Source organism: Paenibacillus sp. RUD330, assembly GCF_002243345.2.
Lineage (GTDB): Bacteria > Bacillota > Bacilli > Paenibacillales > Paenibacillaceae > Paenibacillus_O.
In genome coordinates this window covers 3,063,858-3,090,483 of the sequence record NZ_CP022655.2, presented here as the reverse complement: position 1 = coordinate 3,090,483, position 26,626 = coordinate 3,063,858, and the positions used below count along the sequence as shown (strand labels likewise).

Here is a 26,626-nt window from a genome sequence, read left to right as displayed (position 1 = left end):
CAGGCATGCATCCTAACGGCTGGAATAACCGCGAGGTGAATCCTGAAGGAGGCTTGGAAGCCATGACAGAGCCGAAAGCGCCTCATTTGTCCAACATGGCGATGTGGGAGAAATGGAAGGAAGAGCAGGATATAGACGCGAAGAAGGCTCTGATTGAGCAGTATTTGCCGCTGGTCGATTACGTGACGAACCGAATGGCGATCGGCCTGCCCAAAAATGTATCCAAAGACGATCTTGCGAGCAACGGCGCGATGGGGCTGATTGACGCGATCGATAAATTCGATTATAAACGAGGCCTTCAATTCGAGACCTACGCTTCCTGGCGCATCAGAGGGGCCATCATCGACGGCCTCCGGCAAGGCGACTGGGTCCCCCGTTCGGTCCGCGAAAAGGCCAAGCGAATAGAGGAAGCCTACCAGCATCTGGAGCAGCAGTATTTGCGGTCCGTATCCGATGCTGAGATCAGCACCTATCTTCAAGTGTCGGAGAGGGAGTTCACGACGATGCTGCAGGAAATCGCCGTCACGACGGTCTGCTCCCTTGAGGATCCGATCCGCGAGGAGGAGAGCGAGACAAGAATGTCCTTGCTGGTCGATGAGAAAGCGAAAAATCCGGACCATAAAGTGCATGAATTTTTCCTCAAGGAATCCCTCGTGAAAGGAATCGAGCGATTGACGGAAAAAGAACGGATCGTCGTCTCTCTCTTCTATTATGAGGAGCTTTCCTTGAGCGAGATCGCAGAAGTCATGTCCCTGTCCCCGTCTCGCATTTCCCAGCTTCATTCCAAGGCGATCCTTCGCCTGAGAGGAGCGCTTTCCAAGCAGAAAGATCAACTGATGCAGAACTCCTGAAGGAGGAAAAGCGATGAACCAGCAGCTTGATTTGGAATCTTATCTCAAAGTAAGCCTGTCGCCTGACCGAATGACCGGGTACATTCATTTTCAACGCTGCGACGACGACTTTTCGGTTACGGCTCAAGAACTGGAGCGGCTTGTCCGGCAGGCCGGAATCTCCTACGGCATCCTGCCGGAAGCCCTGCAAGCGATCGCCAGCGATCCTGCGGCATGCAGCATCAAGGAAACGGTCGTGGCCAAGGGATTGCCAGCCAGGCAGGGCACGGATGCCCGCGTTCTGTTTGCAATCGACTTGAGCGACGGCTTCAAGCCGGAGGAGAACGACAGCGGCAAGGTGGATTTCAAGGAAGTCAACCGCATCCGCAATGTGCAGCGCGGGCAGCTGGTCGCGCGCAAAATAGAGCCGGGCGACGGAGAGGCCGGCATAAATGTCGCCGGCGAGCCGGTTGCGGGCAAGCGGGGCCGCGATATGCGCCTCAAGGTCGGCAAAAATGTGGTGTGCAATCCGGAGCGCACGATGGTGTATGCCGCACTCGACGGCGTATTCACGCTGACCGGCAGCGAGACGATCAACGTGTTCCCGGTCTATGAGGTCAACGGAGACGTCGATTATCGTACGGGCAATATCGACTTCGTCGGCACCGTCGTTATCCGCGGCAACGTGCTGACCGGCTTCAAAGTAAGGGCAGCCGGCGACATCCGGGTCGTCGGGGGCGTGGAAGGCGCCGAGCTCGAATCGGACGGATCGATCGAGATTACGGGCGGCATCATGGCCGGCAACAAAGGAAGCGTCAAATCCGGCAAATCGCTCCGCTGCTCATTTGTCCAGGATGGAACCGTATCGGCGGGCGAGGATGTCCAGGTCAGCCAAAGCATCATGCACTCCCAGGTCAAAGCGGGCGACAATGTCCTTTGCCTTGGAGCGAAGGGTCTGATCGTCGGCGGATCCGTACAAGCCGGCGAAGCCGTCAAGGCCCGGACGATCGGCAACGGGATGTCGACGGCGACCTCCATAGAAGTCGGCGTCAGGCCGGAGCTGCGGCAGGAGCTGCTCAATCTCCGCAAAACCATGAAGACGCATGGCGAAGCGCTCGACAAAACGGAGAAGGCTCTCACTCTTCTCGACCAGCTGGCTGCTTCCGGCCAGATTTCTCCGGACAAGCTCGCGCTGCGGATCAAGCTCGGAGCGACCAAGAAGCAGACATCGGCCGAGCTGGACGAAGTGCGCGACCGGGTGCTGGAGATCGAGCGTTCGCTGGAGGATTCCAGCACGGCACGGGTCGAGGTGTCCGGAACCGTGTATGGAGGGACTCGGATCGTGATCGGAAGGTATACCCGATTCATCAAGGATCCCGCATCGCGTGTCAGCTTCCGCTACATCGACGGGGAAATCACGATGGGCTCCATGGTGTAGGTGGCGCTGATGACCTATCGACCGGTCGACCTGCAGGTTTCCGTTCCGAAAGTTCATGAGACAGGAACCCAGCAAGGCTACTATCAGACCCGGCTTGCCGCAGAAGCCCGCTCTCAGGAGCAGGATACGGCCAAGCGGAGCGAAAAGAACCGCAGCAGTCCGACAGAAGTGGAGACAAAGGGAAATCTGCGCACGGGCAAGGACAGGTCCGGGAACGGAGCCGGCCGCGGCAAGGCGGCAGGGAATCCGGCTGGCGGCAAAGAGGATGGAGCTCAGGCGGAAGGGGTTCATCCGTTCAAGGGAAAGCATGTGGACTTCAGCTTGTAGCTGAAGCCCGGCAGCAAGGAGGACAGATCGTACATGCAGCCATGGCAGTATATCGTTTTGCTGGGGGCGGTCGTCCTGGTATGGGCGTTCGCGGCGCCCCGCCGAGGAAAGAAACCTTCAGCGGAGAGCGCATCCCGCGACAGCGGGCTTGAGCAGATGGAGAACGCGCTGGAGCAGTTCATGGAAGATATGGAAGAAAGCAACCGGAACCTCGGCGAGCTCGTCAAGTCCTCCAGAGAGCAGGGTCAGGCCGAGGCAAGGCTGAGGGAACAGCGCATCGAGGAGCTGGAGAAGCAGTGCCGGCTGCTTCAGGAAGCTGTCGCTGCAAGCGCCGTCTCCGCTCAGGCGGAAGCAGACGGAGCCGCGCCTATGCAACAGGAGGAAGCAGCCCGGCCGCTGGAAGCGCCGGAATCCATCCGGGCTCGCTTCAGGCAGCTGTTCGACTTGGAGCGGCAGGGGAGATCCGTGGACCAGATCGCCAAGGAGCTCGGCATCCACAAAGGAGAGGTGCTGCTCATCCAGCAGCTTGCAAGGCAGGAGGAATCGGCGAATGCGAGGTAAGAGGTCGTTTTGGATCGGACTGGGCGTCGGCATGATGGCCGGGGCTCTTTTGCTTCAATTAATGAATGCCGGCCAAGCGCAGTCAGCGACTTGGGCGGGCGTCGAATCCGGGACATCGGATCCGGGCGGCGGGGAGAGCGCGGTCTATACGCAGGAGGAAGCCGATCTGCTTGTCCAAGCCGCCGTCGACAAAGCGCTGCGGGAACAGGAAGCCGAGAGCGGCCCCGAAGGCGCTTCTCCGGAAAGCGGCCATCAGCCGTCTCCGTCCCCGCTCAACACTGGATCTGGTGCTGACGGCGCTCCTTCGAGTCCAAGCCCGTCTCCAGCTCCGGCGGCCAAGCCTTCTCCCGCCAAGCAGGACTCCTCGTCCAAGAAGGCGGAGAACAGCAGCGCGAACGGGAAAACAATCATCGTGAGAATTCCGCCGAATTCGAATTTGACCTCGGTCGGCAAGCTGCTGGAAAGCAGCGGTGTCGTCGAACAAGGAGAAGACTTCGTGGCCTACATGCAGAAGGGCGGCTCTCCGGGCACGGTCCGGGCCGGCTATTTCTCGTTCAAGGGATCGCAGGATCTCGCCGCCGTGAAAAAAATCGTGACGGGACAGCCCATGGACCCTGACGAGGCGAAAAAAAGGATCGGCTCTGGCGGCTAAGAGGCCTTGATGGGCAGCCCGCAGAAGCAAGCCTTGAAGGTTGCAAGCGGGCAGGCAGTATGCTATAGTAATTGACGGTGTTAAAAACACACGCCGGTTAATTTCGACAAGGGTGCTTCCTTATAGGGAGTCTTGCCGGAAGATGACGTCGGCGGAGGACACAAATAAAAACCAATCAGGAGGTGTTGAGGATGGCAGTGATCTCCATGAAACAGCTGCTCGAGGCTGGTGTGCACTTCGGTCACCAAACTCGCCGCTGGAACCCTAAAATGGATCGCTATATCTTCACGGAACGTAACGGAATCTACATTATCGACCTGCAAAAAACAGTCAAGAAAGTGGAAGAGGCTTACAACTTCGTCCGCTCCGTGGCTGAAGACGGCGGAACGATTCTGTTCGTAGGTACCAAGAAACAAGCCCAGGACTCTGTGAAAGAAGAAGCAGAGCGTTGCGGCAACTACTACATCAACCAACGCTGGCTCGGCGGCACGCTGACCAACTTCTCCACGATCCAAAAACGGATCGACCGTCTCCGCCAACTGGAGAAATGGGAAGAGGACGGCACGTTCGAAGTCCTGCCTAAAAAAGAAGTCATCATTCTTCGCAAAGAAAAAGACCGTCTCCAGAAGTTCCTCGGCGGCATCAAGGGCATGCGCAAGCTGCCTAGCGCGCTGTTCATCATCGATCCGCGCAAAGAACGCATCGCCGTGGCTGAAGCGCGCAAGCTGGGCATTCCAATCGTCGGCATCGTAGACACCAACTGCGATCCGGACGAGATCGACTACGTCATTCCGGGCAACGACGACGCTATCCGCGCTGTCAAGCTGCTTACGGGCAAAATGGCCGATGCGATCGTAGAAGCCAACCAAGGCGAGCAAACAACCGCGTAAGAACGGCTCAAGCTGTTCGGAGCAGGTTGACAGGATGAAGACAACAAAGGGTGGTTAGAAGGTGAAAGCCTCCTCGCCGCCCTTTTTTTGAGAGAATACACGAACATAACGCCTGACAAGGGCAATCAGGAGGAATAACTCATGGCAGTCAACGCAAGCGCAGTTAAGGAACTCCGTGAAAAAACGGGTGCAGGAATGCTCGATTGCAAAAAAGCATTGGAAGAAGCGAACGGCGATCTGACGAAAGCAGCCGAGCTGCTTCGTGAAAAAGGCCTCGCAGCCGCTGCCAACAAAGCCGGCCGCGTTGCTACGGAAGGCGTCGTTGAATCCTACATCCACGCTGGCGGCCGTATCGGCGTTCTCGTTGAAATCAACTGCGAGACGGACTTTGTTGCCAAAACGGATCAATTCCGCGAATTCTGCAAAGACATCGCGATGCAAATCGCAGCTGTAGGCGCCAAATACGTCCGCCGTGAAGAAGTCGATCCGGCCGAACTGGAAAAAGAGCGCGAAATCCTTAAAGCCCAAGCTCTCAACGAAGGCAAGCCTGCCCATATCGTTGAGAAAATGGTTGAAGGCCGCCTGAGCAAGTACTATGAGGAGTTCTGCCTCATGGAGCAGGCTTTCATCAAAGATCCGGACAAGACGATCACGACGCTGCTGAACGAAAAGATCAGCACGATCGGCGAGAATATCTCCATCCGTCGCTTCGCTCGTTTCGAGCTCGGCGAAGGTCTGGAGAAAAAAGTCGACAACTTCGTTGAAGAAGTCATGGCGCAAGCCAAACTGTAAGTCGTCTCCAGGCGTTCCGTGTCCGCACGGAACGCTTTGATCAACCGAACGCAGCAGGCGGGGCGGGGCGTCCGCCCCGCCTCTTGCTTTGTCCGCGTACAGAGCTGAAGCAAGCAAATAAAGCAAATCTGGGTATTACATGGGGGTATTGACGTTGGAGAATCCCGTCTACAAACGGATCGTCCTGAAGGTCAGCGGTGAATCGCTGTCGGGGCAAGCTGGCTATGGCATCGAGGCAGAGATCATTTCGTCCATCGCGCAGCAAATCAAGGAAGTCGTGGAGCTTGGCGTCGAAGTGGCTATCGTAGTCGGAGGAGGGAATATCTGGCGCGGTATCGCGGGCACAGCCAAAGGAATCGACCGTGCGACAGCCGATTACATGGGCATGCTGGCTACAGTGATGAATTCGCTGGCTCTGCAGGATGCGCTTGAATCCATCGATGTGCCGACCCGTGTCCAGACCTCGATCGCCATGCAGCAAATCGCAGAGCCGTATATTCGCCGCCGCGCGATCCGCCATCTCGAGAAGGGGCGCGTCGTCATCTTCGCGGCCGGCACCGGCAATCCGTTCTTCTCGACGGATACGACGGCTGCGCTGCGCGCGGCTGAAATCGAAGCCGAGGTCATTCTGATGGCCAAGAACAAAGTGGACGGGGTTTATTCCGCCGATCCGTTCAAGGACGAAACCGCGGAGAAATTCGATCAGCTGTCTTACCTCGATGTGCTCAACCGCAATCTTGGCGTCATGGATTCCACATCCACTTCGCTCTGCATGGACAACAATATTCCGCTCGTCGTATTCGCCATAACGATTCCAGGCAATATTAAGCGGGTCATCCTGGGAGAGAAAATCGGAACGATCGTGAAAGGAAGTGCACAATAAGATGCCGCAAGGAATCAAAGCAGACGCATCCGAAAGAATGGAAAAGGCCATCGGAGCCTTGAAACGCGATCTCGGCACGCTTCGTGCCGGCCGTGCGAACCCGGCTCTGCTGGACCGCATTCAAGTCGAGTATTACGGGGCGTTGACTCCCCTCAACCAATTGGCGAACATCAATACGCCGGATTCCCGCACGCTGTTCATTCAGCCTTGGGACAAATCGTCGCTCAGCGATATCGAGAGAGCGATCATGAAATCGGATATCGGCATGACTCCGTCCAATGACGGAACATCGATCCGGATCGTCGTGCCGATGCTGACCGAAGAGCGTCGTTCGGAGCTCGTCAAAATGACGAAGAAATTCGGCGAGGAAGCGAAAATCGCCATCCGCAACATCCGCCGCGATGCCAACGATGCGATCAAGAAGCTGGAGAAAACGGACATTTCCGAAGACGAGTCCAAGCGCCATCAGGACGACATTCAGAAAACGACGGACAAGTTTGTCGCTGAAGTCGACAAGGTGCTTGCGGTCAAAGAAAAAGACATCATGGAAGTTTAGGCCGGTAATGCCGGCACAGGTCAGATCCAAGCCCCTCCGACAGGTGGGGTTTGCCTGCATCATGGCTCCTACGAGGAGCCTGCCAGCCTAAAGTCATTGCCGGCGGGGAGGAATCAGGATGATTGAGCGGTTATGGTCGAAGCGCGGCAAGGCATCTCCGCAGGTGGCGGACCCCACGAGCCTGGACAATATTCCGGAACATGTGGCCATCATTATGGACGGCAACGGAAGATGGGCCCAAAACCGGGGATTGCCGCGGATAGCCGGCCATCACTCGGGCATGAAAGCGGTCAAGAAGGTGACGATGGCCGCCGACCGGGCCGGAGTCAAATATTTGACTTTGTATGCTTTTTCGACCGAGAACTGGAAAAGGCCCAAGACAGAGGTCGATTTTTTGATGCGGCTTCCGCAAGAGTTCCTTGCGCTGGAGCTCGAAGAGCTCGTCGAGAACAATGTCCAGGTTCGAATGATGGGCTATCGGGGCAATCTGCCGGATTTCACCTTGGCAGCGCTCGATGAAGCGATCGAAAAAACAAAAGCCAATACCGGATTGGTTCTCAACTTTGCCTTGAATTACGGAAGCCGCTCCGAAATGCTGGATGCGGTCAAGTCGTTGGCGGAGGATGTGAGGAACGGCGGTCTGGAGCCGGGCGACATCACGGAAGAGATGATGGCGGAGCGCCTTCTCAGCAGCGGCCTGCCGGATCCGGATCTGCTCATCCGGACGAGCGGAGAGCTTCGTCTAAGCAACTTCATGCTCTGGCAGATGGCTTATAGCGAACTGTGGTTCACCGATGTTTACTGGCCGGCGTTCACGGAAGAACTGTTCCAGGAAGCCATTGCGGAATATCAGCGGCGAGCAAGGCGATTCGGCGGCATTTAACGATCCGCTATTGAAAGAGGACCTTACCCATGAAACAACGCATCGTTACCGGAGCTTTGGCGGGAGCCTTGTTCCTGCTTCTGCTTGTCGTCGGGGGCCAAAGTTATAACGTGCTGCTGCTGCTTCTTGCCCTCATCGGCTTTTATGAATATGTTCGCTTGAACGGATTTCGTCCCCTGCACCCGGCCGGGCTGATCGGCTACGCCGGGATGCTTTTTTTTCTGCTTCCTTGGGAGCAGATGGGACTCGACATGCCGATGGACGGGTATGCCGTATGGATTCTGATGTTTCTGCTGCTCGCGGTGACCGTTGTAAGCAAGAATGAGACGACGCTTGACGGGGCCGCCTTGCTGATGCTTGGAGCACTCTACGTCGGCTATGGCTTCGGTTCCATGCTTCAGGTCCGGGCTCTCCATGAACATGGGCTTTTCTTTTCCTTCCTCTGCTTCGGCTGCATATGGGCTTCCGACATCGGAGCCTACTTCATCGGCAAGGCGATCGGAAGGACGAAGCTGTGGCCGGCAATCAGCCCCAACAAAACGATCGAAGGCTCGCTTGGCGGCGTGCTGGCCTCCATCGTTGTCGCAGCGGTGTTCCACTTCGCCGCGCCGGAATGGATCGGACTCGGCCATGCGGTCCTGATCGGACTTGTGGCGGCAGTAGCCGGGCAGTTCGGAGACTTGATCCAGTCGGCCTACAAGCGTCTGCGCGGCGTGAAGGACAGCGGACGGCTGCTGCCCGGCCACGGCGGGGTGCTCGACCGTTGCGACAGCTGGATTATCGTGTTCCCGCTTCTTGTGCTGACGGGCCTCGTTCCCGTCTGACAGCGGCGCCAATACATATGTAGAAAGAGATGGTTCGGTGAAAAAAGTTACGCTTCTCGGATCGACCGGCTCGATCGGCACCCAGACGCTCGATGTGATGGCAGCCCATCCGGATGAATACGAGCTGGAGGGCTTGGCGGCAGGCTCCAATGCCCGGCTGCTTGTCGAGCAGGCGCTGAAATTCAAGCCCAAGCGGGTCTGTCTCGCCACGGAGGAAGGAGTGCGCTACGCCAGGGAGGCTCTGCCTCCTAGCGTAGAGGTGCTGTTTGGCGAAGAGGGCTTGGTTGAAATGGCGGGCGGAGGCAGCTCCGATGTCGTCGTGACGGCCATCATGGGAAGCCGCGGCCTCCCGGCTACGCTTGCGGCCATCGAAGCGGGGCGCACGATCGCTCTGGCGAACAAGGAAACGCTCGTTACGGCGGGGCATTTGGTCATGGACGCCGCGAAGCGGCGCGGAGTGAGCATCCTTCCCGTGGACAGCGAGCATTCGGCATTGTTCCAATGCTTGAACGGAGAGCGGCGCGAGGATGTGCTCGGCATCACGCTGACCGCATCCGGCGGCTCGTTCCGGGACCGCACGCGGGAGCAGCTCGGCGGAGTCACGGTCGCGGAAGCTCTGAACCATCCCAACTGGTCGATGGGCGCCAAGATTACGATCGATTCCGCTACGATGGTCAACAAAGGCTTTGAAGTCATCGAAGCCCGCTGGCTGTTCGACCTGTCCTACGACGACATTTCCGTGCTGATCCATCCGGAGAGCATCATCCATTCGTATGTCGAGTTCAAGGACCATAGCATTATCGCGCAGCTTGGCATGCCGGACATGAGGGTGCCGATCCAGTACGCCCTCTCCTATCCGGCGCGGCTGACGAGCCCGTCGGAGAGGCTGGATCTGGTGCAGGCCGGCAGCCTCACCTTCCGGGAGATGGACTACGACCGCTTCCGCTGCCTGCGCATGGCGTTTCAATGCGGACGTGCGGGCGGCACGGCGACGACGGTGTTCAATGCGGCCAACGAGGTTGCGGTCGACCGTTTCCTGAAGGGCGAGATCGAATTCCTCCACATCGAGCGCATTCTCGAGAGCGTTCTTGAAAGGCATGAAGTCATTGCTGTCCCGGGGTTGGAAGAGATCGCCGAGGCCGATGCCTGGGCCCGGCGGCAAGCTTTCTCAGCGGTTTAGCCTCCCTCTATTGCCCCATATTCGTTTGTTCTCCTGCGGCCGCATCAGAACCGGACGGCCTTCGAGCCAAGCCTCATCTGCCCGGGTTCGAAGGGTCTGCCTGAAGGGGCTTCAGCCCCGCTTCCTTCCGCTGGAAGCCGGTTTTATCCGCCGGCAGCCGAGGTTCCGTATCGGGACGGAGGATATCTGGCGGACGTCTGACGGCGAAGGGCGGTTCTCTTGTGTCTGCCGGGAGAATAATGATAATCTAGGTACAGGCCGTTAACCGACTGGAGGCACTGACAGCTATGGGTACAATTCAGGTCATCTTCATGACCGTTCTCGTGTTTTTCGTCATTGTCACCATCCATGAATGGGGACATTATTTTTTTGCCAAGCGCGCAGGCATTCTGGTCCGTGAATTCGCGATCGGATTCGGCCCGAAGCTGTTCTCCATCAAGCGGGGGGAAACCCGCTATACGCTCCGTCTAGTGCCCGCCGGCGGATTCGTCCGCATGGCAGGCGAAGATCCGGAAATTTCGGAAGTCCAGCCTGGACAGACGGTCGCGGTCCGTGTCAAGGATGGACGCGTGACGCGGATCTATCTCGATAAGCTGGATGAGCGCAGCGGAGTCATCCGAGGCGAAGTGGAACAGATCGACCTTGAGCGCAAATTGTTCATTCAGCTGCATGTGGAAGGCGAAGCGGAACGTTACGATGTCCATCCGCAGGCGCTTATGATCGCGAAGAGCCGGGAAACCCAGATTGCGCCCATCGACCGGCAGTTCGGCAGCAAGACGGTCGGACAGCGGGCTCTGGCCATCGCAGCCGGTCCTTTCATGAACTTCATCCTGGCGTTCGTCCTGTTCGCTGTCTACATCCAGATGGCGGGCGTCGTTCAAGACAATCCCAAGCATCTGCTGATCAACAGCGTCGTCGCAGGCATGCCGGCCGAGAAGGCGGGCTTGCAGAAGGGCGATGTCATCGAGACGGTGGGAGGCACCGACGTCGGGACCGATTATGCCAAGATGATCGAGATCATCGGCAAGTCGGCGAACAAGCCTCTTGAATTGAACATCATCCGCGGCGGAGAGCCTCTCTCGCTTACGCTGACCCCGGTTCCCGACAAGGAGAGCAAGGCCGGCAAGGTCGGCATCACGGCCGGGTATCCGATGCGGTCCGCGACGCTCGGAGAGACGGTCACGCAATCGGCCGTCACGATGAAGGAAGTGACGGTGCAGATCTTCAAAAGCTTCGGCCAGCTCATTACGGGCAACTTCAAGTTCGACGATCTTGGAGGTCCTGTGAGGACGGCTGAGGTTACCGGACAGATCGCGCGGCAAGGCCTACCGTCGCTTACGAATTGGGCGGCCGTGCTCAGTCTCTATCTCGGCATCTTCAATCTGCTTCCGATTCCGGCTCTGGACGGCAGCCGGCTCGTCTTCATCGGGCTGGAGGGACTGAGGGGACGTCCGGTCGATCCCGCGAGGGAGAGCATGGTCCATGTCATCGGCTTCATGATGCTGATGCTGCTCATGCTTGCCGTGACTTACAATGATATTTTACGTTTAGTACGAGGGTAGAGGGGAGCCTTTATGTCGAAGGATAAGCAATTCGTATCGGAAATAACGCCTCAGGGGGAAGACTTTTCCCGCTGGTATATAGACGTCATCAAAAAAGCGGAGCTGATGGACTACTCGCCTGTGCGCGGATGCATCGTATTCCGCCCGGACGGCTACGAGATCTGGGAGCACATCAAGGACGAGCTGGATCGCCGCTTCAAGGAGACCGGACACCGCAACGCCTACTTCCCGCTGTTCATTCCCGAGAGCTTTTTCCAGAAGGAAAAAGAGCATGTCGAGGGCTTCAATCCGGAGCTTCCTTGGGTAACCGAGGCCGGAGGCGAGATTCTCGAGGAGAGGCTGGCGATCCGTCCGACTTCGGAGACGATGATTGGCCATATGTACAGCAAGTGGATCCATTCCTACCGCGATCTGCCTGTGCTCATCAACCAGTGGGCGAACGTCGTCCGCTGGGAGAAGCGCACGCTGCCGTTCCTGCGCACGAGCGAATTCCTCTGGCAGGAAGGGCATACGGCGCATGAGAACGAAGGGGAAGCTCGCGAGGAAACGATGTCCATGCTGGAAACGTACCGTTCATTCGTCGAGGACTACCTCGCGATTCCGGTCATCAGCGGCGAGAAGACGCCGAGCGAGCGCTTCGCCGGCGCGGTGGACACGTATTCCATCGAAGCGATGATGAAGGACGGCCGTGCCGTGCAGGCAGGCACCTCCCATTACCTCGGCAACAAGTTTGCCGTCGCCTTCGACATCAAGTTCCTTGACCGCGACAACCAGCTGCAGTTCGCGCATACGACTTCGTGGGGAGTCAGCACCCGTCTGATTGGATCGCTGATCATGGTGCATGGCGACGACCGCGGGCTCGTGCTGCCGCCGAAGGTAGCCCCGACCCAGGTCATCATGATTCCGATCGGCCCTCCCAAGACACGCGATGCCGTCATCGCGAGAGTGGACGAGCTGTACGGCGAGCTCAAGAAAGCCGGTGTCCGCGTAAGAGTGGACGACCGCTCCGATATGAGCCCGGGCTGGAAATTCAACGAGTACGAGATGCGCGGCGTGCCGATTCGCCTCGAGCTCGGACCTCGCGACATGGAGAACGGCGTCTGCGTGCTCGTATCCCGCGTGAGCGGCGAGAAGCGCGTCGTGAACCAGAGCGATCTGACGGACGAAATCCAGCGCATGCTGGAAGAAATCCACCGCGACATGTTCGAGAAGGCGAAGAGCTTCCGCGAGGAGAATACGCATGCGGTCGACACGCTGGATGAAATGAAGGCGCTGCTCGACCAGAAGCGCGGCTTCGTGACGGCAGGCTGGTGCGGTTCGGCCGCCTGCGAGAAGCAGGTCAAGGAAGAGACCGGCGCGACGAGCCGGAACATTCCGTTCGAGCCGGCCGAACGCAAGGCGACCTGCCTCGTCTGCGGCGGGAAGGCCGAGCATACGGTCGTTTTCGCCAGAGCCTACTAATCTGAGCGGCGTCGTTTTCCGCAGCTATCAACAAAGCCCCGGCATGGGGCTTTGTTTTTTTCTCTCTTCTCTTTGCTTCATGGAAAGTCGGCGGCAGAAGAAAGAGGCCGGAGCATGCGGAAAACCCCTGCAGAAACGTAGTGGTCGCCTTTGAAGACGGATTCCAACCTTGAATTTCCAACTAAAAAAGGGAATCCGTATTCAACAGCGATCGAAAGGGGTTTCCGCCGGCGAGCGGCGCTTCTTTCGTTTCTTTGCCGCGCATTGCTGCCAACTTTCTATGTTCTTCCCCTTTATTCGACGGTATAATAGATTCCATTGACGATTCAAAGCTGCATTTCCAGGAGGGACTACATGAGCGCCGACAAAAGACAACGCTTCGAGCTGCTGACGAAGCAGGCCGAGCTTCCGCCGGAGCTGATCGGAACCCATTTCCAGGACGCGATCATCGAGAAGGTGCTGGTAAGCGAAAGCAACCGCGAGTGGACGTTCTGCATCTCCGTCCGCACGCTCGTCCAGCGCGATTACTATAGTATTTTTTGCAAGACGGTCCGGGAGAAGTTCCGCCATATCGCCGAAGTTTCGTTTTGCTTTACGTATGAGGACCATATTCTGAGCGACAGCCTATGCCTGGAATATTGGCCTCTGTTCGTGGAATGGGCGCAGCAGGAGATGGCTTCGGTCAACGGCTGGCTGGCCAAAGGGCAAGCCTCGGCCGAGAACGGCGTGCTGCTGCTTCAGCTCATGGACAAGGCGGGGCTGGAGCTGGCGAAGCGCAAGAAGCTGGACGAGGCGATCGTCCGCTTCTATGAGGAACGCTTCTCGCGCACTTTGCGCGTCAAGCTCGCTGCAGGCGAAGCGGCCCGCGAGCTCTATGAGGAGTTCGCCCAGCGCGTCGTTCAGGAGAACAACGACGCCGTCATGCAGATCATGACGAGCGCGGCGAGCGAGGTTCCGGAGCCGGAGGAAGGCGATGTCCGCCTCGCTGTCGGCTACGATATCCGCGAGGAAGCCGTGCCGATGATGAACATCGTGGAAGAAGAGAAGAAGATCGCCGTCCAGGGTACGGTATTCGGGCTCGAGGTCAAGGAGCTTCGCAACGGCAGCACCCTGTTTACGTTCAACGTGACGGATTTCACCGATTCCATCGCCATGAAGATGTTCGCGAAGACCAAGGAAGACGTGAAGGTGCTCTCCAAGCTGTCGAACGGCAAATGGATCAAGGCCCGGGGGCGCGTCGAGTACGACCGCTTCATGCAGGAGCCCGAGCTCGTCATGATGCCCAACGATCTGCATGAAGTCGTCGCGCCCAAGGAGCGGACCGATGCCGCCGAAGTGAAGCGGGTGGAGTTCCATCTCCATACGACGATGAGCACGATGGACGCCGTCACCTCGGTGGATACGTACATCAAGACGGCCGCCAAATGGGGACATGAGGCGATTGCGGTCACCGATCACGGCAACGTGCAATGTTATCCCGAAGCGTTCAAGCACGGAAAGAAAAACGGGATCAAGGTGCTGTTCGGCGTAGAGGCCAACGTCGTGAACGACGCCGTTCCGATGGTTTTGAATCCGCGTCCGGAGACGCTGAAGGATGCCGAATACGTCGTTTTCGACATCGAGACGACCGGCCTCTCCATCACGAACTGCAAGATCATCGAGCTTGCCGGGGTCAAATACAAGAATGGCCAGGAAATCGACCGCTTCGCCACCTTCATCAACCCTCATGAGCGCATTCCGTACCATATCGAGCAGCTGACCAACATTACGGATGACATGGTCCGCGGAGCGCCCGAGCTGGAGCCCAAGCTTCGCGAGTTCGCGGATTTTGTCGGCGACTGCGTCCTTGTCGCCCACAACGCTCGTTTCGACATGGGCTTCATTCAAGCGTCATGCAAGATGATCGGCATTCCGGAGCTGAAAAATCCGGTTCTCGATACGCTGGAGCTGGCCCGCTTCCTGCATCCGGCTATGAAGAACCATCGGCTCAACACGCTGGCCGACAAATACAAGGTCGGACTCGAGAGCCATCACCGCGCGGTGGACGACTCCGTTGCGCTGGCCGGGGTTCTGTACGGACTGATCGGCGACGCCGCCCAGCGCAGCGTGACCGGGCTTCATCAGCTCAACGACTATGTGGGCATGGACCTCTCCAACAGCCGTCCGTTCCACTGCATGATCTACGCTCTCAATGCGGCGGGCAAAAAAAACCTGTTCAAGCTCATTTCGCTTTCGCATACCGAGCATTTCAAGCGTGTCGCCTGCATTCCGAAGAGCAAGCTCAAGGACATGAGGGACGGCCTGCTCATCATTTCCGGCTGCGAGAAGGGCGAGTTTTTCGAGGCCGTCCTGAACAAGACGGTGGAGGAGGCGGAGGATGTCGCCGATTTCTACGATGTGCTGGAGATTCAGCCCGTCGACTTCTACATGCATCTGGTGGACAAAGGGCTTGTGGGCAGCCGCGCCGAGATCGAGGACGCGATGCGCAAGGTTTGCCGGATCGGCGAGAAGCTCGGCAAGCCCGTCATCGCCACCGGCAACGTCCATTATTTGAACCCGCGCGACAAGATGTACCGCGACATTACGATCATGGGCATAACGGGCTTCAGCCCGCTGAAGAGCCAGCGTCTCCCCGATGCCCATCTGCGGACGACCGACGAGATGCTGCAGGAATTCCGCTTCCTCGGCGAGGAGCTTGCCTATCAGGTCGTCGTCGCCAACACGGTGGAGCTTGCGGGCCGGTTCGAGCCGTTCGAGATGTTTCCGGACAAGCTGTTCACGCCGATCATGGAAGGGGCGGACGAGGAGATCCGCGATACCTGTTATTCGACTGCCCGCAGCATGTACGGCGAAGAGCTGCCGCAGGTCGTCATCGACCGTCTGGAGAAGGAGCTTGTGCCGATCATCAAGTTCGGCTTCTCGGCCAACTATCTCATCTCCGAGCGTCTGGTGAAGAAGTCCAATGCGGACGGCTATCTGGTCGGATCGCGGGGATCGGTGGGCTCTTCCGTCGTCGCGACCTTCCTGGGCATATCCGAGGTCAACCCGCTTCCTCCCCATTATCTGTGCCTGAATGGAGACTGCCGGCACAGCGAATGGATTCTGGACGGCAGCGTATCCTCCGGCTTCAATCTGGCGGACAAGGATTGCCCGCATTGCGGCAAGAAAATGAAGGGCGAGGGCCAGGACATTCCGTTCGAGACTTTCCTCGGCTTCAAGGGCGACAAGGTTCCCGACATCGATCTCAACTTTTCCGGAGAGTACCAGCCGATCGCGCATAATTTCACGAAGGAGATCTTCGGCGAGAAATGCGTGTTCCGCGCCGGCACGATCGGAACGGTGGCCGAGAAGACGGCCTACGGCTTCGCCAAGAAATACGAGGAGGAAAAAGGCCGGAAATGGCGCGGAGCGGAGCTCAGCCGGCTGGCGTCGGGCTGCACCGGAGTCAAGAGGAGCACCGGCCAGCATCCGGGCGGCATTGTCGTCGTGCCGGACTACATCGACGTCGAGGACATCACGCCGGTCCAATATCCGGCCGATGATACGGGAGCGGAATGGAAAACGACCCATTTCGATTACCATGCCTTCGAAATGAACCTGCTCAAGCTCGATATCCTCGGCCATGACGATCCGACGATGATGCGGATGCTCCAGGATCTGACGGGCATCGATCCGACGACGATTCCGATGAACGATCCCAAGGTGATGAGCATGTTCAACTCCACGACGGCGCTCGGAGTGGCTCCGGAGAAGATCCGCTCCAGCGTCGCCACCTATGGCGTTCCGGAGATGGGGACCAAGTTCGTCCGGCAGATGCTCGAAGAGACGCAGCCGACTTCATTTGCGGATCTGCTCCAGATTTCCGGCTTGTCGCATGGCACCGGGGTATGGCTGGGCAATGCCCAGGAGCTGATCAAGAACGGAACCTGCTCGATCAAGACCGTCATCGGCTGCCGCGACGAGATCATGCTCTATCTGATCTACAAGGCGGGCATGGATGCCGGGCTCGCCTTCAAGATTACCGAGAGCGTCCGGAAAGGCAGAGGGCTGACGCCGGAATGGATCGAGGAGATGAAGCGGTGCAAGGTGCCGCAGTGGTATATCGATTCCTGCCTGCGCATCGAGTACATGTTCCCGAAGGCGCATGCCGCGGCCTATGTCATTTCCGCTGTGCGCACCGCCTTTTTCAAGCTCTATCACCCGATCGAATTCTATGCCACCTACTTTACGGTCCGCGCGGAAGACTTCGATCTGGAGCTGCTGTGCCAGGGCTACGAGCCGATTCTCAAGAAGCTGGTGGAGATCGAGCAGAAGGGCTTCGCGGCGACGCCTAAGGAGAAGGCCTCGGTATCGATGTTCGAGATGGCGCTGGAGATGACTGCGCGCGGGTTCTCGTTCAAGCCGATCGACCTGTACCGCTCCGACGCGACCAAATGGACGATCGACGGCGACAGCCTGATTCCACCGTTCGCGGCGATCGCCGGCATCGGCGAAAACGCGGCGAGGAACATCGGAGCATCGAGGGACGGCAGCGAGTTTCTCTCGATCGAGGACTTCCAGCAGCGGTCGAAGGCGACCAAGACGATTATCGAAGTGCTGACCGGAATGGGCTGCTTCCGCGGTCTGCCGGAGTCCAACCAGCTCTCGCTTTTCTAAGCCCCGCAAGGGTTTGCAGCCATCCATGGAAAGTCTTCTAAGGAAAACAAATCTTGTCAGTGTACACGGGTTATGATATAATTTTTTTGGTAATCATGAGGATAGAGGTACTTCTGAAGAGTGGGGAAACCCACTCTTCACGTTTTGTCCACTACTTTTTCGGACTGATCGGGAGGTCAATTGGATTTGAGCACATCCAGAATCAAAGCCGTCGTGGAAGAGATGGTCGGCCCATTTCTCAGCGACAACGGATTCGAGCTTGTGGACATCGAATACGTGAAGGAAGGCAGCAACTGGTTCCTTCGCGTATTTGTTGATAAAGAAGGCGGTATTGACATCGACGAGTGCGGACGCATCAGCGAGTTTCTGAGCGAGCAGCTGGATCAGAACGATCCGGTATCGGACGCTTACTTCCTGGAAGTTTCGTCGCCGGGCGCCGAGCGCCCGCTGAAGAAGCCGGAAGACGTAAGCAAGGCGGTCGGCAAGCACGTGTTCGTCACGACGTACGAGCCGATCGACGGACTCAAGGAGTTCGAAGGACCGCTGGTTTCGTTCGACGGGGAGACCGTCGTCGTCAGCACCGGACGCAAGAGTCATGCCATTCCATATGCGAAGGTGGCCAGCGCCAGGCTGGCTATCGTTTTCTAATCATTGAAAGGGGGATCCGTGGTTCCAATGAGCATGGATTTTATTGAAGCCTTAAACGAGATAGAGAGAGAGAAGGGGATCGCCAAGGACATTCTCCTTGAAGCGATCGAAGCCGCTCTCATCTCCAGCTACAAGCGCAACTTCAACACCGCTCAGAACGTGCGCGTGGACATCAACCGCCATACCGGCGTCATCAAGGTATACGCGCGCAAGAACGTGGTGGAGGAAGTGCTTGATCCGCGCCTCGAGATATCGGTGGAGGCGTCACGGGAAATCAATCCTCACTACCAGCTCGACGATGTCGCCGAAATCGAAGTCACGCCTCGCGACTTTGGACGGATCGCCGCCCAGACGGCCAAGCAGGTCGTTACGCAGCGCATCCGCGAAGCGGAGCGCGGCCTCATTTATAATGCGTACATCGACAAGGAAGAGGATATTGTCAACGGCATCGTCCAGCGCCAGGATACGCGCCATTTGTTCATCGATCTCGGCAAGGTCGAAGCGGTGCTGCCGCTGACCGAGCTGATGCCGACGGACAAATTCAGGCATGGCGATCGCGTGAAGTCGTTCATCACCAAGGTGGAGAATACGACCAAAGGGCCGCAGATCATCCTCTCCCGCACCCATCCCGGGCTGCTGAAGCGGTTGTTCGAGCTGGAGGTTCCGGAAATCTACGACGGCGTGGTCGAGATCCGTTCGGTGGCGAGGGAAGCGGGCTTCCGCTCCAAGATCGCCGTCCATTCCCGCAATGCGGAAGTGGATCCCGTCGGCTCCTGCGTAGGCCAGAAGGGCATGCGCGTGCAGACGATCGTGACGGAGCTGAAGGGCGAGAAGATCGATATCGTCCGCTGGTCCGACAGCGTCGAGGAATACGTGGCGAATGCTCTCAGCCCATCGAAGGTGCTGGAAGTCATCGTGTTCGAACAGGAGAAGATGGCCCGGGTCATCGTGCCGGATTACCAGCTGTCGCTGGCGATCGGCATTAAAGGCCAGAACGCCCGTCTTGCCGCCAAGCTGACCGGCTGGAAGATCGATATCAAGAGCGAGACGCAGGCGGAGCAGGAATACGGCCGTGAACGGACCCAGGGCGTCGCGATGCATCAGGACTCCATAACGATCGACTGAGTTCCAGCCGCCTGACGTCTGGAGTTGCTGGAAGCACGGCTGTCTGCCGCAAGGGGGGACTACGCTTGAAACCTAGAAAGATACCGATGCGCAAATGCGTGGCAAGCCAGGAGATGCTGCCCAAGAAGGAGCTGATCCGGGTCGTCCGGACTCCGGAAGGGGATATCGTCATCGACCTGACGGGCAAAAAATCCGGAAGAGGCGCCTACTTGCGGGGGACAGCGGAATGCTTCCGCCTCGCCAAGAAGAGCCGCGCGCTCGACCGGGCGCTCAAGCAGGCGGTTCCGCCGGAGATTTACGATCAGCTCGAGCGGGAATTCATCTCCGTCGAAGAACAGTTCCTTGCCGCCAAAGAGCAGGAGGCGGATGAGGATGACGAATAAAGCTCTTTCCAACCTGGGCATGGCGATGCGTGCCGGCAAAGTCATCACCGGCGACGAGACGGTTCTCAAAGCCGTACGCCAAGGCAAAGCCCGGCTTGTGCTAGTCGCTGCCGACGCTTCCGATAATACGAAGAAGAAATATCGCGATAAATGCTCGTCCTACGGCGTGCCGTTGGCCGAAGCATTCACCCGGGACAGCCTCGGGCAGGCTCTTGGCAAGGAAGAGCGGGTCATCGTGGCCATTACCGATTCCGGGTTCGCGAACATGATTCGGGGGCAACTGAGCCAGAATACGGAGGTGGAGTATATTGACTAAACCACAGGATGGCAAAGACACCAAAGAGAAGCTGCGCGTATATGAATACGCGAAGTCCCTTAACATGAGCAGCAAGGAAATCATTACGATTCTTAAGCGTCTGGACACGCCGGTCAACAACCACATGAGCGTGATGGAAAACGACATGGTCAACAAAGTGGAAGGTTTCTTCCGCGACATCAAAGCGAACGCCGCAGCCAAGCGCGCGCAGGGCAACCCGCAGGTATCCGCCTCGGCCCCTTCCAAGCGCCCCGCCGACAAGCGGCCGGAGCAACAAGGAGTGCATACTATTCAACGTCAAGAGCAGTCTACAAACCAAAATCAGCAGGAACGACAGGTGACTATGAATACGACTTCGAATACACAAGGCAGCGGCTCGTCCGCTGGAACTCAGCAGCGTCCGGCTTCTCAAGGACAAGGCGGCGGCCAAGGACGCGGACCGGGCCAAGGACGTCCGCAAGGACAAGGCGGCCAAGGACGGCCTCCGGGTCAAGGCGGCGGCCAGGGACGTCCGCAAGGACAGGGCGGCCAAGGACGGCCTCCGGGCCAAGGCGGCGGCCAGGGACGTCCGCAAGGACAGGGCGGCGGCCAGGGACGGCCTCCGGGCCAAGGCGGCCAAGGACGTCCGCAAGGACAGGGCGGCCAAGGACGGCCTCCGGGCCAAGGCGGCGGTTACGGCGGCAGCAGGCCGCAGGGCGCCGGGCAAGCGGCGTCGGCGACCGGCCCGCGCGGTGAAAGCCGCAGCACGGCTGCCGCTCCGCGCACGTTCACGGACAACAAGCCTGCCGGCGGCACGCGCGACTTCTCCCGCGGCGGCAGCGCTGGCGGAGCGGGACGCACAGGCGGTCCCGGCGGCAACAACAACAACCGCAGAGGCGGCGGCAAGCCCGGCCAAGGCGCGGGCGGACGCTTCGACGATCGCGGCGGCAGCTACAAGAGCCGCGGAAGAGGCGGCAAGGGCGGCCGCGGCCAGCAGCCACAGCGCGAGAAAATCGACAATACGCCGAAGAAGATCATCGTCCGCGGCAGCATGACCGTCGGCGATCTCGCCAAGCTGCTCCACAAGGACGCTTCCGAAGTCATCAAGAAGCTCATTTTCCTTGGCGTCATGGCTACGATCAATCAGGAACTGGATATCGAGACGATCCAGCTCGTCGCATCGGAGTTCAAGGTCGAGGAAGTCGAGATCAAGATTCCGGTCGAGGAAGACGATTTCGAGACGGTCGAAGAGAAGGACGAGGAAGAGAATCTCATCGCCCGCGCTCCGGTCGTGACCATCATGGGCCACGTCGACCACGGCAAAACGACTCTTCTGGACGCCATCCGCTCCACGAACGTGACCGGCGGCGAAGCCGGCGGCATCACGCAGCATATCGGCGCTTACCAGGTCGAGATCAACAACAAGAAAATTACGTTCCTCGATACTCCGGGCCACGCCGCATTTACGATGATGCGCGCCCGCGGAGCCGAGGTGACGGACATCACGATCATCGTCGTGGCAGCCGATGACGGCGTCATGCCGCAGACGGTTGAAGCGATCAACCATGCCAAAGCGGCGAATGTGCCGATCATCGTGGCGGTCAACAAGATCGACAAGCCGGATGCGAACCCGGATACGATCAAGCAGGAGCTGACCAAATACGAGCTCGTTCCGGAAGAGTGGGGCGGAGACACGATCTTCGTCAACATTTCCGCCAAGCAGCGCATCAACCTCGAAGAGCTGCTGGAAATGATCCTGCTCGTGGCCGAGGTCAACGACTACAAGGCCAACCCGAACAAACGCGCCCGCGGCACTGTGCTTGAGGCCGAGCTCGACAAGGGCAAAGGCCCTGTAGCCCGCGTGCTCGTGCAGCACGGCACGCTGAAGATCGGCGATGCATTCGTAGCCGGCAATACGTTCGGCCGCGTGCGCGCCATGATCAACGACAAGGGACGCCGCCTCAAGGAAGCCGATCCTTCGACTCCGGTCGAGATTACGGGCCTGACGGAAGTTCCGCAAGCCGGCGATCCGTTCATGGTGTTCGAGGACGAGCGCAAAGCCCGCGACATCGCGGAACGCCGTTCGATCAAGCAGCGCCAGTCGGAGATGGGAGCGAACTCCCGCGTGACGCTGGACGATCTCTACAAGCACATCACGGAAGGCGAGATCAAGGATCTCAACGTCATCATCAAAGCCGACGTTCAAGGCTCCCTGGAAGCTCTCCGCGGCTCGCTCGAGAAGATCGAAGTGGAAGGCGTCCGCGTGAAGAGCATCCACAACGGCGTCGGCGCGATTACGGAATCCGACATCACGCTGGCATCGGCCTCCAACGCCATCGTCATCGGCTTCAACGTCCGTCCTGAGACTCAAGCCGCCGTGGCGGCCGAGCAGGAGAAGGTCGACGTCCGTCTGCACAACATCATCTACAACGTCATTGAAGAAATCGAGCAGGCCATGAAGGGCATGCTGGATCCGGTCTTCAAGGAAGTCGTCATCGGCCACGCCGAAGTGCGCAACCTGTTCAAAGTGAGCAAGGTCGGCACGATCGCAGGCTGCATGGTCATCGACGGCAAGATTTCCCGTTCGGCGGAAGCCCGCATCGTCCGCAGCGGCATCGTCGTATACCAAGGCAAAATCGACACGCTCAAGCGCTTCAAGGATGATGTGAAGGATGTCGCTCAAGGCTACGAGTGCGGCATTACCGTCGAGCGCTTCAATGATCTTCAAGAGGGCGACGTTATCGAAGCCTTCGTGCAGGAAAAGGTAGAACGTTAAAGAGGTGAATCACCATGGCTAAGATCCGCGTAGGCCGGGTGGGGGAACAGATCAAGAAGGAGCTCAGCCAGATCATCCAGGCTGAGCTCAAGGATCCCCGCATCGGTTTCATCACGGTGACCGGCGTTGAAGTCACGAACGACATGTCCCAGGCGAGAGTGTACCTGAGCGTGCTCGGAAGCGACGATCAAAAGGAAGAAACATTGAAGGCGCTCGCGCGCGGCACCGGATTCATCCGTTCGGAGCTCGGCAAGCGAATCCGTCTGCGCCATACGCCGGAGCTGCTGTTCAAATTCGACAGCAGCATCGAGTACGGCAGCCGCATCGAATCCCTGCTCACGGACATCAACCGTGACAACGGAGGCCAATGACCGGCGCGGGGCAGGATCTATACGAAGCTGCTCTGCAGTTCATGAACGAGGGAGACGACTACTTGGTTGTCTCCCATGTTCAGCCTGACGGGGATGCGGTGAGCTCCACGCTTGCTGCGTCCTGGCTGCTGGGCAAGCTGGGCAAGAAGGCTGTCCTGGCCAATGAAGACCTCGTCCCGGACAGGCTGCGCTTCATGGCCGGCTCGGAAGGCATTCTCCGGTACGGAGATAATCAAGGACGCACGTTCAAGCGGATCATCGCCGTCGACTGCGCCGATTTCAAACGGATCGGACGGATCGCGGAATGGTTCGAGGACGGGTACGAGCTGCTCAACATCGATCATCATCCGACCAACAATGGATATGGAGCCGTCAATCTTGTCGTTCCCGACGCCGCGGCCACGGCGCAGATTCTGTACGGGCTCGTCCGCACCGCTTGCATGCCTCTGGAGCAGCCGGCGGCGGAAATGCTCTACACCGGATTGCTTACGGACACGGGAGGCTTCCGTTATTCCAATACAGATACGCGGGTCATGCAGGCAGCTTCGGAGCTGCTTGAGGCCGGGGCAGGCGGCCATGCCATCGCCGATCGGCTGCTGGAGCGCATGTCGCTTCCCCAGCTGAAGCTGCTTCGGCTCGGGCTGAACCGGATGGAATTCCATTTTGGGGACCGCGTCTGCACGATGCATATTTCGCCCGAAGACATGCAGGAGACAGGGGCTGCTCCAGAGGATCTGGAGGGCCTTGTCAATTATGCCCGCAATGTCGAAGGCGTGGACGCGGGCATCCTGTTCAAGGGCTTGCGTGACGGCGGCGTCAAGGCAAGCCTGCGCTCCGGGGGCACGCTCGATGTGGCGGCAATCGCTTCCCGCTTCGGCGGAGGCGGCCATATCCGGGCGGCCGGCTGCCGCCTTGACGGCCCGATCGGAGAAGCGATGAGCTCCCTGTTGGCCGTTATAAGGGAGGAACTGAAAGACTGATGGATGGAATTTTGGCAATCTGGAAGCCTGCCGGCTGGACGTCCCACGACGTGGTGGCCAAATGCCGCAGGCTGCTCCGGACCAAACGCATCGGCCACGCGGGCACGCTGGATCCTATGGTGACCGGCGTGCTTCCTTTATGCGTCGGACAAGCGACACGCGTGGTTGAATACATGCAGGAGCTGCCCAAGGCTTACGAGGCTGTCCTGCAGCTCGGCATTTCGACGGATACGCTCGATTTGACCGGCGAGATTCTGGAGCAAGTGGATTCCGTCGAGTTGAATGAGCAGGATATCACGCAAGCCCTTATGTCCTTCCTGGGCGAAATCATGCAGCTGCCGCCGATGTATTCGGCCGTGAAGGTCGACGGCAAGCGGCTCTATGAATTGGCGCGTGAAGGCAAGACGGCGGAGCGCAAGCCCCGTCAAGCGACGATCCATTCGCTTGATGTGCTGTCGATGGATCTGGACAGGCCGCACCCGCTGGTGTGGTTCCGGGTCGTCTGCTCCAAAGGGACGTACATCCGCACGCTCTGCGAGGATATCGGCAGCAAGCTCGGTGTGCCCGCCGCCATGGCGGAGCTCAAGCGAACGCTGTCGGCGGGCTTTTCGGAAGAGGATTGCCTGACGCTTGAGCAAGTCCAGCTGTCGATGGAGCAGGGGACGCTGGAGCAGCGGCTGCTTCCCGCGGAGGCGGCGCTTGTCCACATGCCGCGCTCCAGCGCCGCGCCGCCGGCTATGCGCCAAGCCTTGCAAGGACGCCGGATTCCGGTCGAGTGGCTGGACGAACGTCCTGCGGAAGGAAGCCAATTCCGGCTCTATGGCCAGGATGGCGCCTTTGCCGGCCTGTTTGAAATTACGGAAGACGGAAGCATGGTGAAGCCGGTGAAGGTGTTCGCCCGGCCCGATTCGGAATAGCGGATCGCCATGCGGGCCGCAGCGCCGGGATTTGTTTGGAACCGGGGCTGCAGGCATCCAGAATAAAAGGAATGCGGGTGAATGGAAGTGGAGATTTACGAACTGAGCTACCCGATCAACGGCAGCAATGAACCGGCGTTTTCCCCGGCGCCGTGCTGTCTGGCAATCGGGCATTTTGACGGCGTCCATCTCGGGCACCGCCATGTGATCGACCGTGCTGTCGCAGAGGCCCGCCGATCGGGAGCCCGCGCCGCGGTGATGACGTTCCACCCGCATCCCCGCGAAGTGCTCGGCATCGGCAGCGGTTTCGCCGAATGCCTGACGCCGCTCGACGCGAAGCTGGAGCTGTTCCGGGAGGCAGGGGCGGATGCCGTCTTCATCATGCAATTCGACCCCGCTTTCGCCGCCATCAGTCCGGAAATGTTCGCCAGGGAGGTGCTGGTGCCGCTCGGCGTCAGCCATGCCGTCGTCGGCTTCGACTTCACGTTCGGCAGCCGCGGCGCGGGAACTCCGCAGATGCTGGCTGAGCTTGGAAGCGGAAGCTTCACGGTCGACATCGTTCCGGCCGCCCAGAGGGACGGGCTCAAGGTCAGCAGCACCTATGTGCGGGAAGCGTTGGAGGAAGGCCGCGTCGAGCTCGCGGCCGAACTGCTGGGAAGGCCTTACCGGGTCAGCGGCATCGTCGTGCACGGCGACGCCCGGGGGAGGCTGCTCGGCTTCCCTACGGCCAACCTGAGTCCGGACCGGCCTTACGTCCTGCCCCGGCTTGGCGTCTATGCGGTCAAGGTCAGGATTCTTTCTCCCCTGGGGGGAGAGCCTTCTGTCCATGATGCGGTGCTGAACCACGGGATGAAGCCTACGTTCAACAAGGACAAGATCGTTCCCGTGCTGGAAGCCCATCTGCTTGATTTCGAGGGGGATCTGTACGGGAACAGGCTGGAGATCGACTTCGTTCATTTCCTGCGCACGGAACAGAAGTTCTCCGGAATCGACGAGCTCGTATCCCAGCTTGGCCGCGACAAGGCTCGCGCCAGGCAATTGCTGCAGGACTGAGCGGCGCTGCCGAAGAGGCTTCCGAACGGCAGGCGTTTACATTGGTTCCCGTTGATGCTATACTGTCTAATGTTGTCCGGAGTTGCTCCGGCCATCACGGCCTTGGCTTGGCCTGTCCGCTCTCACCGGCGGCGGCGAGGCTGACGGCGGCTACTCAAGCAACCTATTACGCAATTGGAGGTGAACTAGGATGGCACTTACGCAAGAACGGAAGCAAGAGCTCATCGAAGAGCACAAGACGCATGCAAGCGACACTGGCTCTCCAGAAGTTCAGGTCGCAATCCTTACTCAGAACATCGTGAACCTTACGGATCACCTGCGGACGCACAAGAAAGATCATCACTCGCGCCGCGGCCTTCTGAAAATGGTCGGTCAGCGCCGCAAGCTGCTGGCATACCTGAAAAACAAGGATGTTAGACGTTACAGCGCTCTGATCGAGAAGCTCGGCCTTCGCCGCTAAGAAGCTGTTGAAGAAGCAACCTGGTTGTCCAGCTGTCCGGGATTCCCGGAAGGGCTGCAGCCCGGTTGCTTTTTATAATCAATTCGACAAGTCTATCTTTACATATCCGGACAAGGCTTCAGG

General features: G+C 58.8%; 25 protein-coding genes. All 25 read left to right on the top strand.

All coding sequences use genetic code 11. The features are described from left to right. The first annotated feature begins 62 nt into the window (after positions 1–62). Positions 63–851 carry a FliA/WhiG family RNA polymerase sigma factor gene (locus CIC07_RS13960; RefSeq protein WP_048747526.1) on the top strand — a complete coding sequence of 263 codons (789 nt, stop codon included), beginning with the start codon at positions 63–65 and terminating at the stop codon, positions 849–851. 13 nt (positions 852–864) lie between these two features. Next, positions 865–2,268, top strand: coding sequence for a flagellar assembly protein A (locus CIC07_RS13955; RefSeq protein WP_076355346.1), 1,404 nt, complete (start codon positions 865–867; stop codon positions 2,266–2,268). Positions 2,269–2,277: 9 nt separating this feature from the next. Beyond that, positions 2,278–2,595 (top strand): hypothetical protein, encoded by a 318-nt coding sequence (locus CIC07_RS13950; protein WP_076355348.1) that lies wholly within the window; start codon positions 2,278–2,280, stop codon positions 2,593–2,595. 33 nt (positions 2,596–2,628) lie between these two features. Then, entirely contained in the window at positions 2,629–3,156 is a 528-nt protein-coding gene (locus tag CIC07_RS13945; protein ID WP_076355350.1) for a hypothetical protein, read from the top strand. Next, positions 3,146–3,808: an MltG/YceG/YrrL family protein gene (locus tag CIC07_RS13940; RefSeq protein ID WP_076355352.1), complete on the top strand. Its 663-nt coding sequence runs from the start codon at positions 3,146–3,148 to the stop codon at positions 3,806–3,808. The genes CIC07_RS13945 and CIC07_RS13940 overlap by 11 nt, the downstream gene beginning before the upstream one ends. Positions 3,809–3,999: 191 nt before the next feature. Continuing rightward, positions 4,000–4,698 (top strand): 30S ribosomal protein S2, encoded by a 699-nt coding sequence (gene rpsB / locus CIC07_RS13935; protein ID WP_048747535.1) that lies wholly within the window; start codon positions 4,000–4,002, stop codon positions 4,696–4,698. A 141-nt stretch (positions 4,699–4,839) separates the two neighbouring features. Continuing rightward, on the top strand, positions 4,840–5,490 hold the full coding sequence (tsf, locus tag CIC07_RS13930; RefSeq protein WP_076355354.1) for a translation elongation factor Ts: 651 nt from the start codon (positions 4,840–4,842) through the stop codon (positions 5,488–5,490). 154 nt (positions 5,491–5,644) lie between these two features. After that, complete coding sequence (gene pyrH / locus CIC07_RS13925) at positions 5,645–6,373, top strand: UMP kinase (protein WP_048747540.1); 729 nt, start codon at positions 5,645–5,647, stop codon at positions 6,371–6,373. Position 6,374: 1 nt separating this feature from the next. After that, positions 6,375–6,929 (top strand): ribosome recycling factor, encoded by a 555-nt coding sequence (frr, locus tag CIC07_RS13920; RefSeq protein WP_076355356.1) that lies wholly within the window; start codon positions 6,375–6,377, stop codon positions 6,927–6,929. A 118-nt stretch (positions 6,930–7,047) separates the two neighbouring features. Continuing rightward, positions 7,048–7,812, top strand: a complete 765-nt coding sequence (locus CIC07_RS13915; RefSeq protein ID WP_076355358.1) for an undecaprenyl pyrophosphate synthase — start codon at positions 7,048–7,050, stop codon at positions 7,810–7,812. 29 nt (positions 7,813–7,841) lie between these two features. Further along, the gene (locus CIC07_RS13910; RefSeq protein WP_076355360.1) at positions 7,842–8,636 is read left to right on the top strand and encodes a phosphatidate cytidylyltransferase; all 795 of its coding nucleotides are present in this window, start codon (positions 7,842–7,844) and stop codon (positions 8,634–8,636) included. Between the two features lie 37 nt (positions 8,637–8,673). Continuing rightward, complete coding sequence (locus CIC07_RS13905; RefSeq protein ID WP_076355362.1) at positions 8,674–9,816, top strand: 1-deoxy-D-xylulose-5-phosphate reductoisomerase; 1,143 nt, start codon at positions 8,674–8,676, stop codon at positions 9,814–9,816. Between the two features lie 287 nt (positions 9,817–10,103). Continuing rightward, positions 10,104–11,378, top strand: a complete 1,275-nt coding sequence (rseP, locus tag CIC07_RS13900; protein ID WP_076355364.1) for an RIP metalloprotease RseP — start codon at positions 10,104–10,106, stop codon at positions 11,376–11,378. A gap of 12 nt (positions 11,379–11,390) precedes the next feature. Continuing rightward, on the top strand, positions 11,391–12,839 hold the full coding sequence (gene proS / locus CIC07_RS13895; protein WP_076355366.1) for a proline--tRNA ligase: 1,449 nt from the start codon (positions 11,391–11,393) through the stop codon (positions 12,837–12,839). Between the two features lie 354 nt (positions 12,840–13,193). After that, positions 13,194–17,495 carry a PolC-type DNA polymerase III gene (locus CIC07_RS13890; RefSeq protein ID WP_076355368.1) on the top strand — a complete coding sequence of 1,434 codons (4,302 nt, stop codon included), beginning with the start codon at positions 13,194–13,196 and terminating at the stop codon, positions 17,493–17,495. Positions 17,496–17,681: 186 nt separating this feature from the next. Then, positions 17,682–18,143 carry a ribosome maturation factor RimP gene (gene rimP, locus CIC07_RS13885; RefSeq protein WP_076355370.1) on the top strand — a complete coding sequence of 154 codons (462 nt, stop codon included), beginning with the start codon at positions 17,682–17,684 and terminating at the stop codon, positions 18,141–18,143. 27 nt (positions 18,144–18,170) lie between these two features. Next, on the top strand, positions 18,171–19,268 hold the full coding sequence (nusA, locus tag CIC07_RS13880; protein WP_076355372.1) for a transcription termination factor NusA: 1,098 nt from the start codon (positions 18,171–18,173) through the stop codon (positions 19,266–19,268). Between the two features lie 65 nt (positions 19,269–19,333). Continuing rightward, positions 19,334–19,651, top strand: coding sequence for an RNase P modulator RnpM (gene rnpM, locus CIC07_RS13875; protein WP_076355374.1), 318 nt, complete (start codon positions 19,334–19,336; stop codon positions 19,649–19,651). Next, the gene (locus tag CIC07_RS13870) at positions 19,641–19,967 is read left to right on the top strand and encodes a YlxQ family RNA-binding protein (protein ID WP_021879640.1); all 327 of its coding nucleotides are present in this window, start codon (positions 19,641–19,643) and stop codon (positions 19,965–19,967) included. The genes rnpM and CIC07_RS13870 overlap by 11 nt, the downstream gene beginning before the upstream one ends. Further along, positions 19,960–22,722 carry a translation initiation factor IF-2 gene (gene infB, locus CIC07_RS13865; protein ID WP_076355376.1) on the top strand — a complete coding sequence of 921 codons (2,763 nt, stop codon included), beginning with the start codon at positions 19,960–19,962 and terminating at the stop codon, positions 22,720–22,722. The genes CIC07_RS13870 and infB overlap by 8 nt, the downstream gene beginning before the upstream one ends. Positions 22,723–22,736: 14 nt before the next feature. Then, a complete protein-coding gene (gene rbfA / locus CIC07_RS13860) occupies positions 22,737–23,093 on the top strand; it encodes a 30S ribosome-binding factor RbfA (RefSeq protein WP_048745314.1) in 357 nt (118 codons plus the stop codon). Next, complete coding sequence (locus CIC07_RS13855) at positions 23,090–24,073, top strand: DHH family phosphoesterase (protein ID WP_076355378.1); 984 nt, start codon at positions 23,090–23,092, stop codon at positions 24,071–24,073. The genes rbfA and CIC07_RS13855 overlap by 4 nt, the downstream gene beginning before the upstream one ends. Then, positions 24,073–24,990: a tRNA pseudouridine(55) synthase TruB gene (gene truB / locus CIC07_RS13850; protein WP_076355380.1), complete on the top strand. Its 918-nt coding sequence runs from the start codon at positions 24,073–24,075 to the stop codon at positions 24,988–24,990. The genes CIC07_RS13855 and truB overlap by 1 nt, the downstream gene beginning before the upstream one ends. Before the next feature lie 81 nt (positions 24,991–25,071). Next, positions 25,072–26,043, top strand: coding sequence for a bifunctional riboflavin kinase/FAD synthetase (locus CIC07_RS13845; protein ID WP_083687941.1), 972 nt, complete (start codon positions 25,072–25,074; stop codon positions 26,041–26,043). A gap of 190 nt (positions 26,044–26,233) precedes the next feature. Next, complete coding sequence (gene rpsO / locus CIC07_RS13840) at positions 26,234–26,503, top strand: 30S ribosomal protein S15 (RefSeq protein ID WP_021878678.1); 270 nt, start codon at positions 26,234–26,236, stop codon at positions 26,501–26,503. The last annotated feature ends 123 nt before the right edge of the window (positions 26,504–26,626 follow it).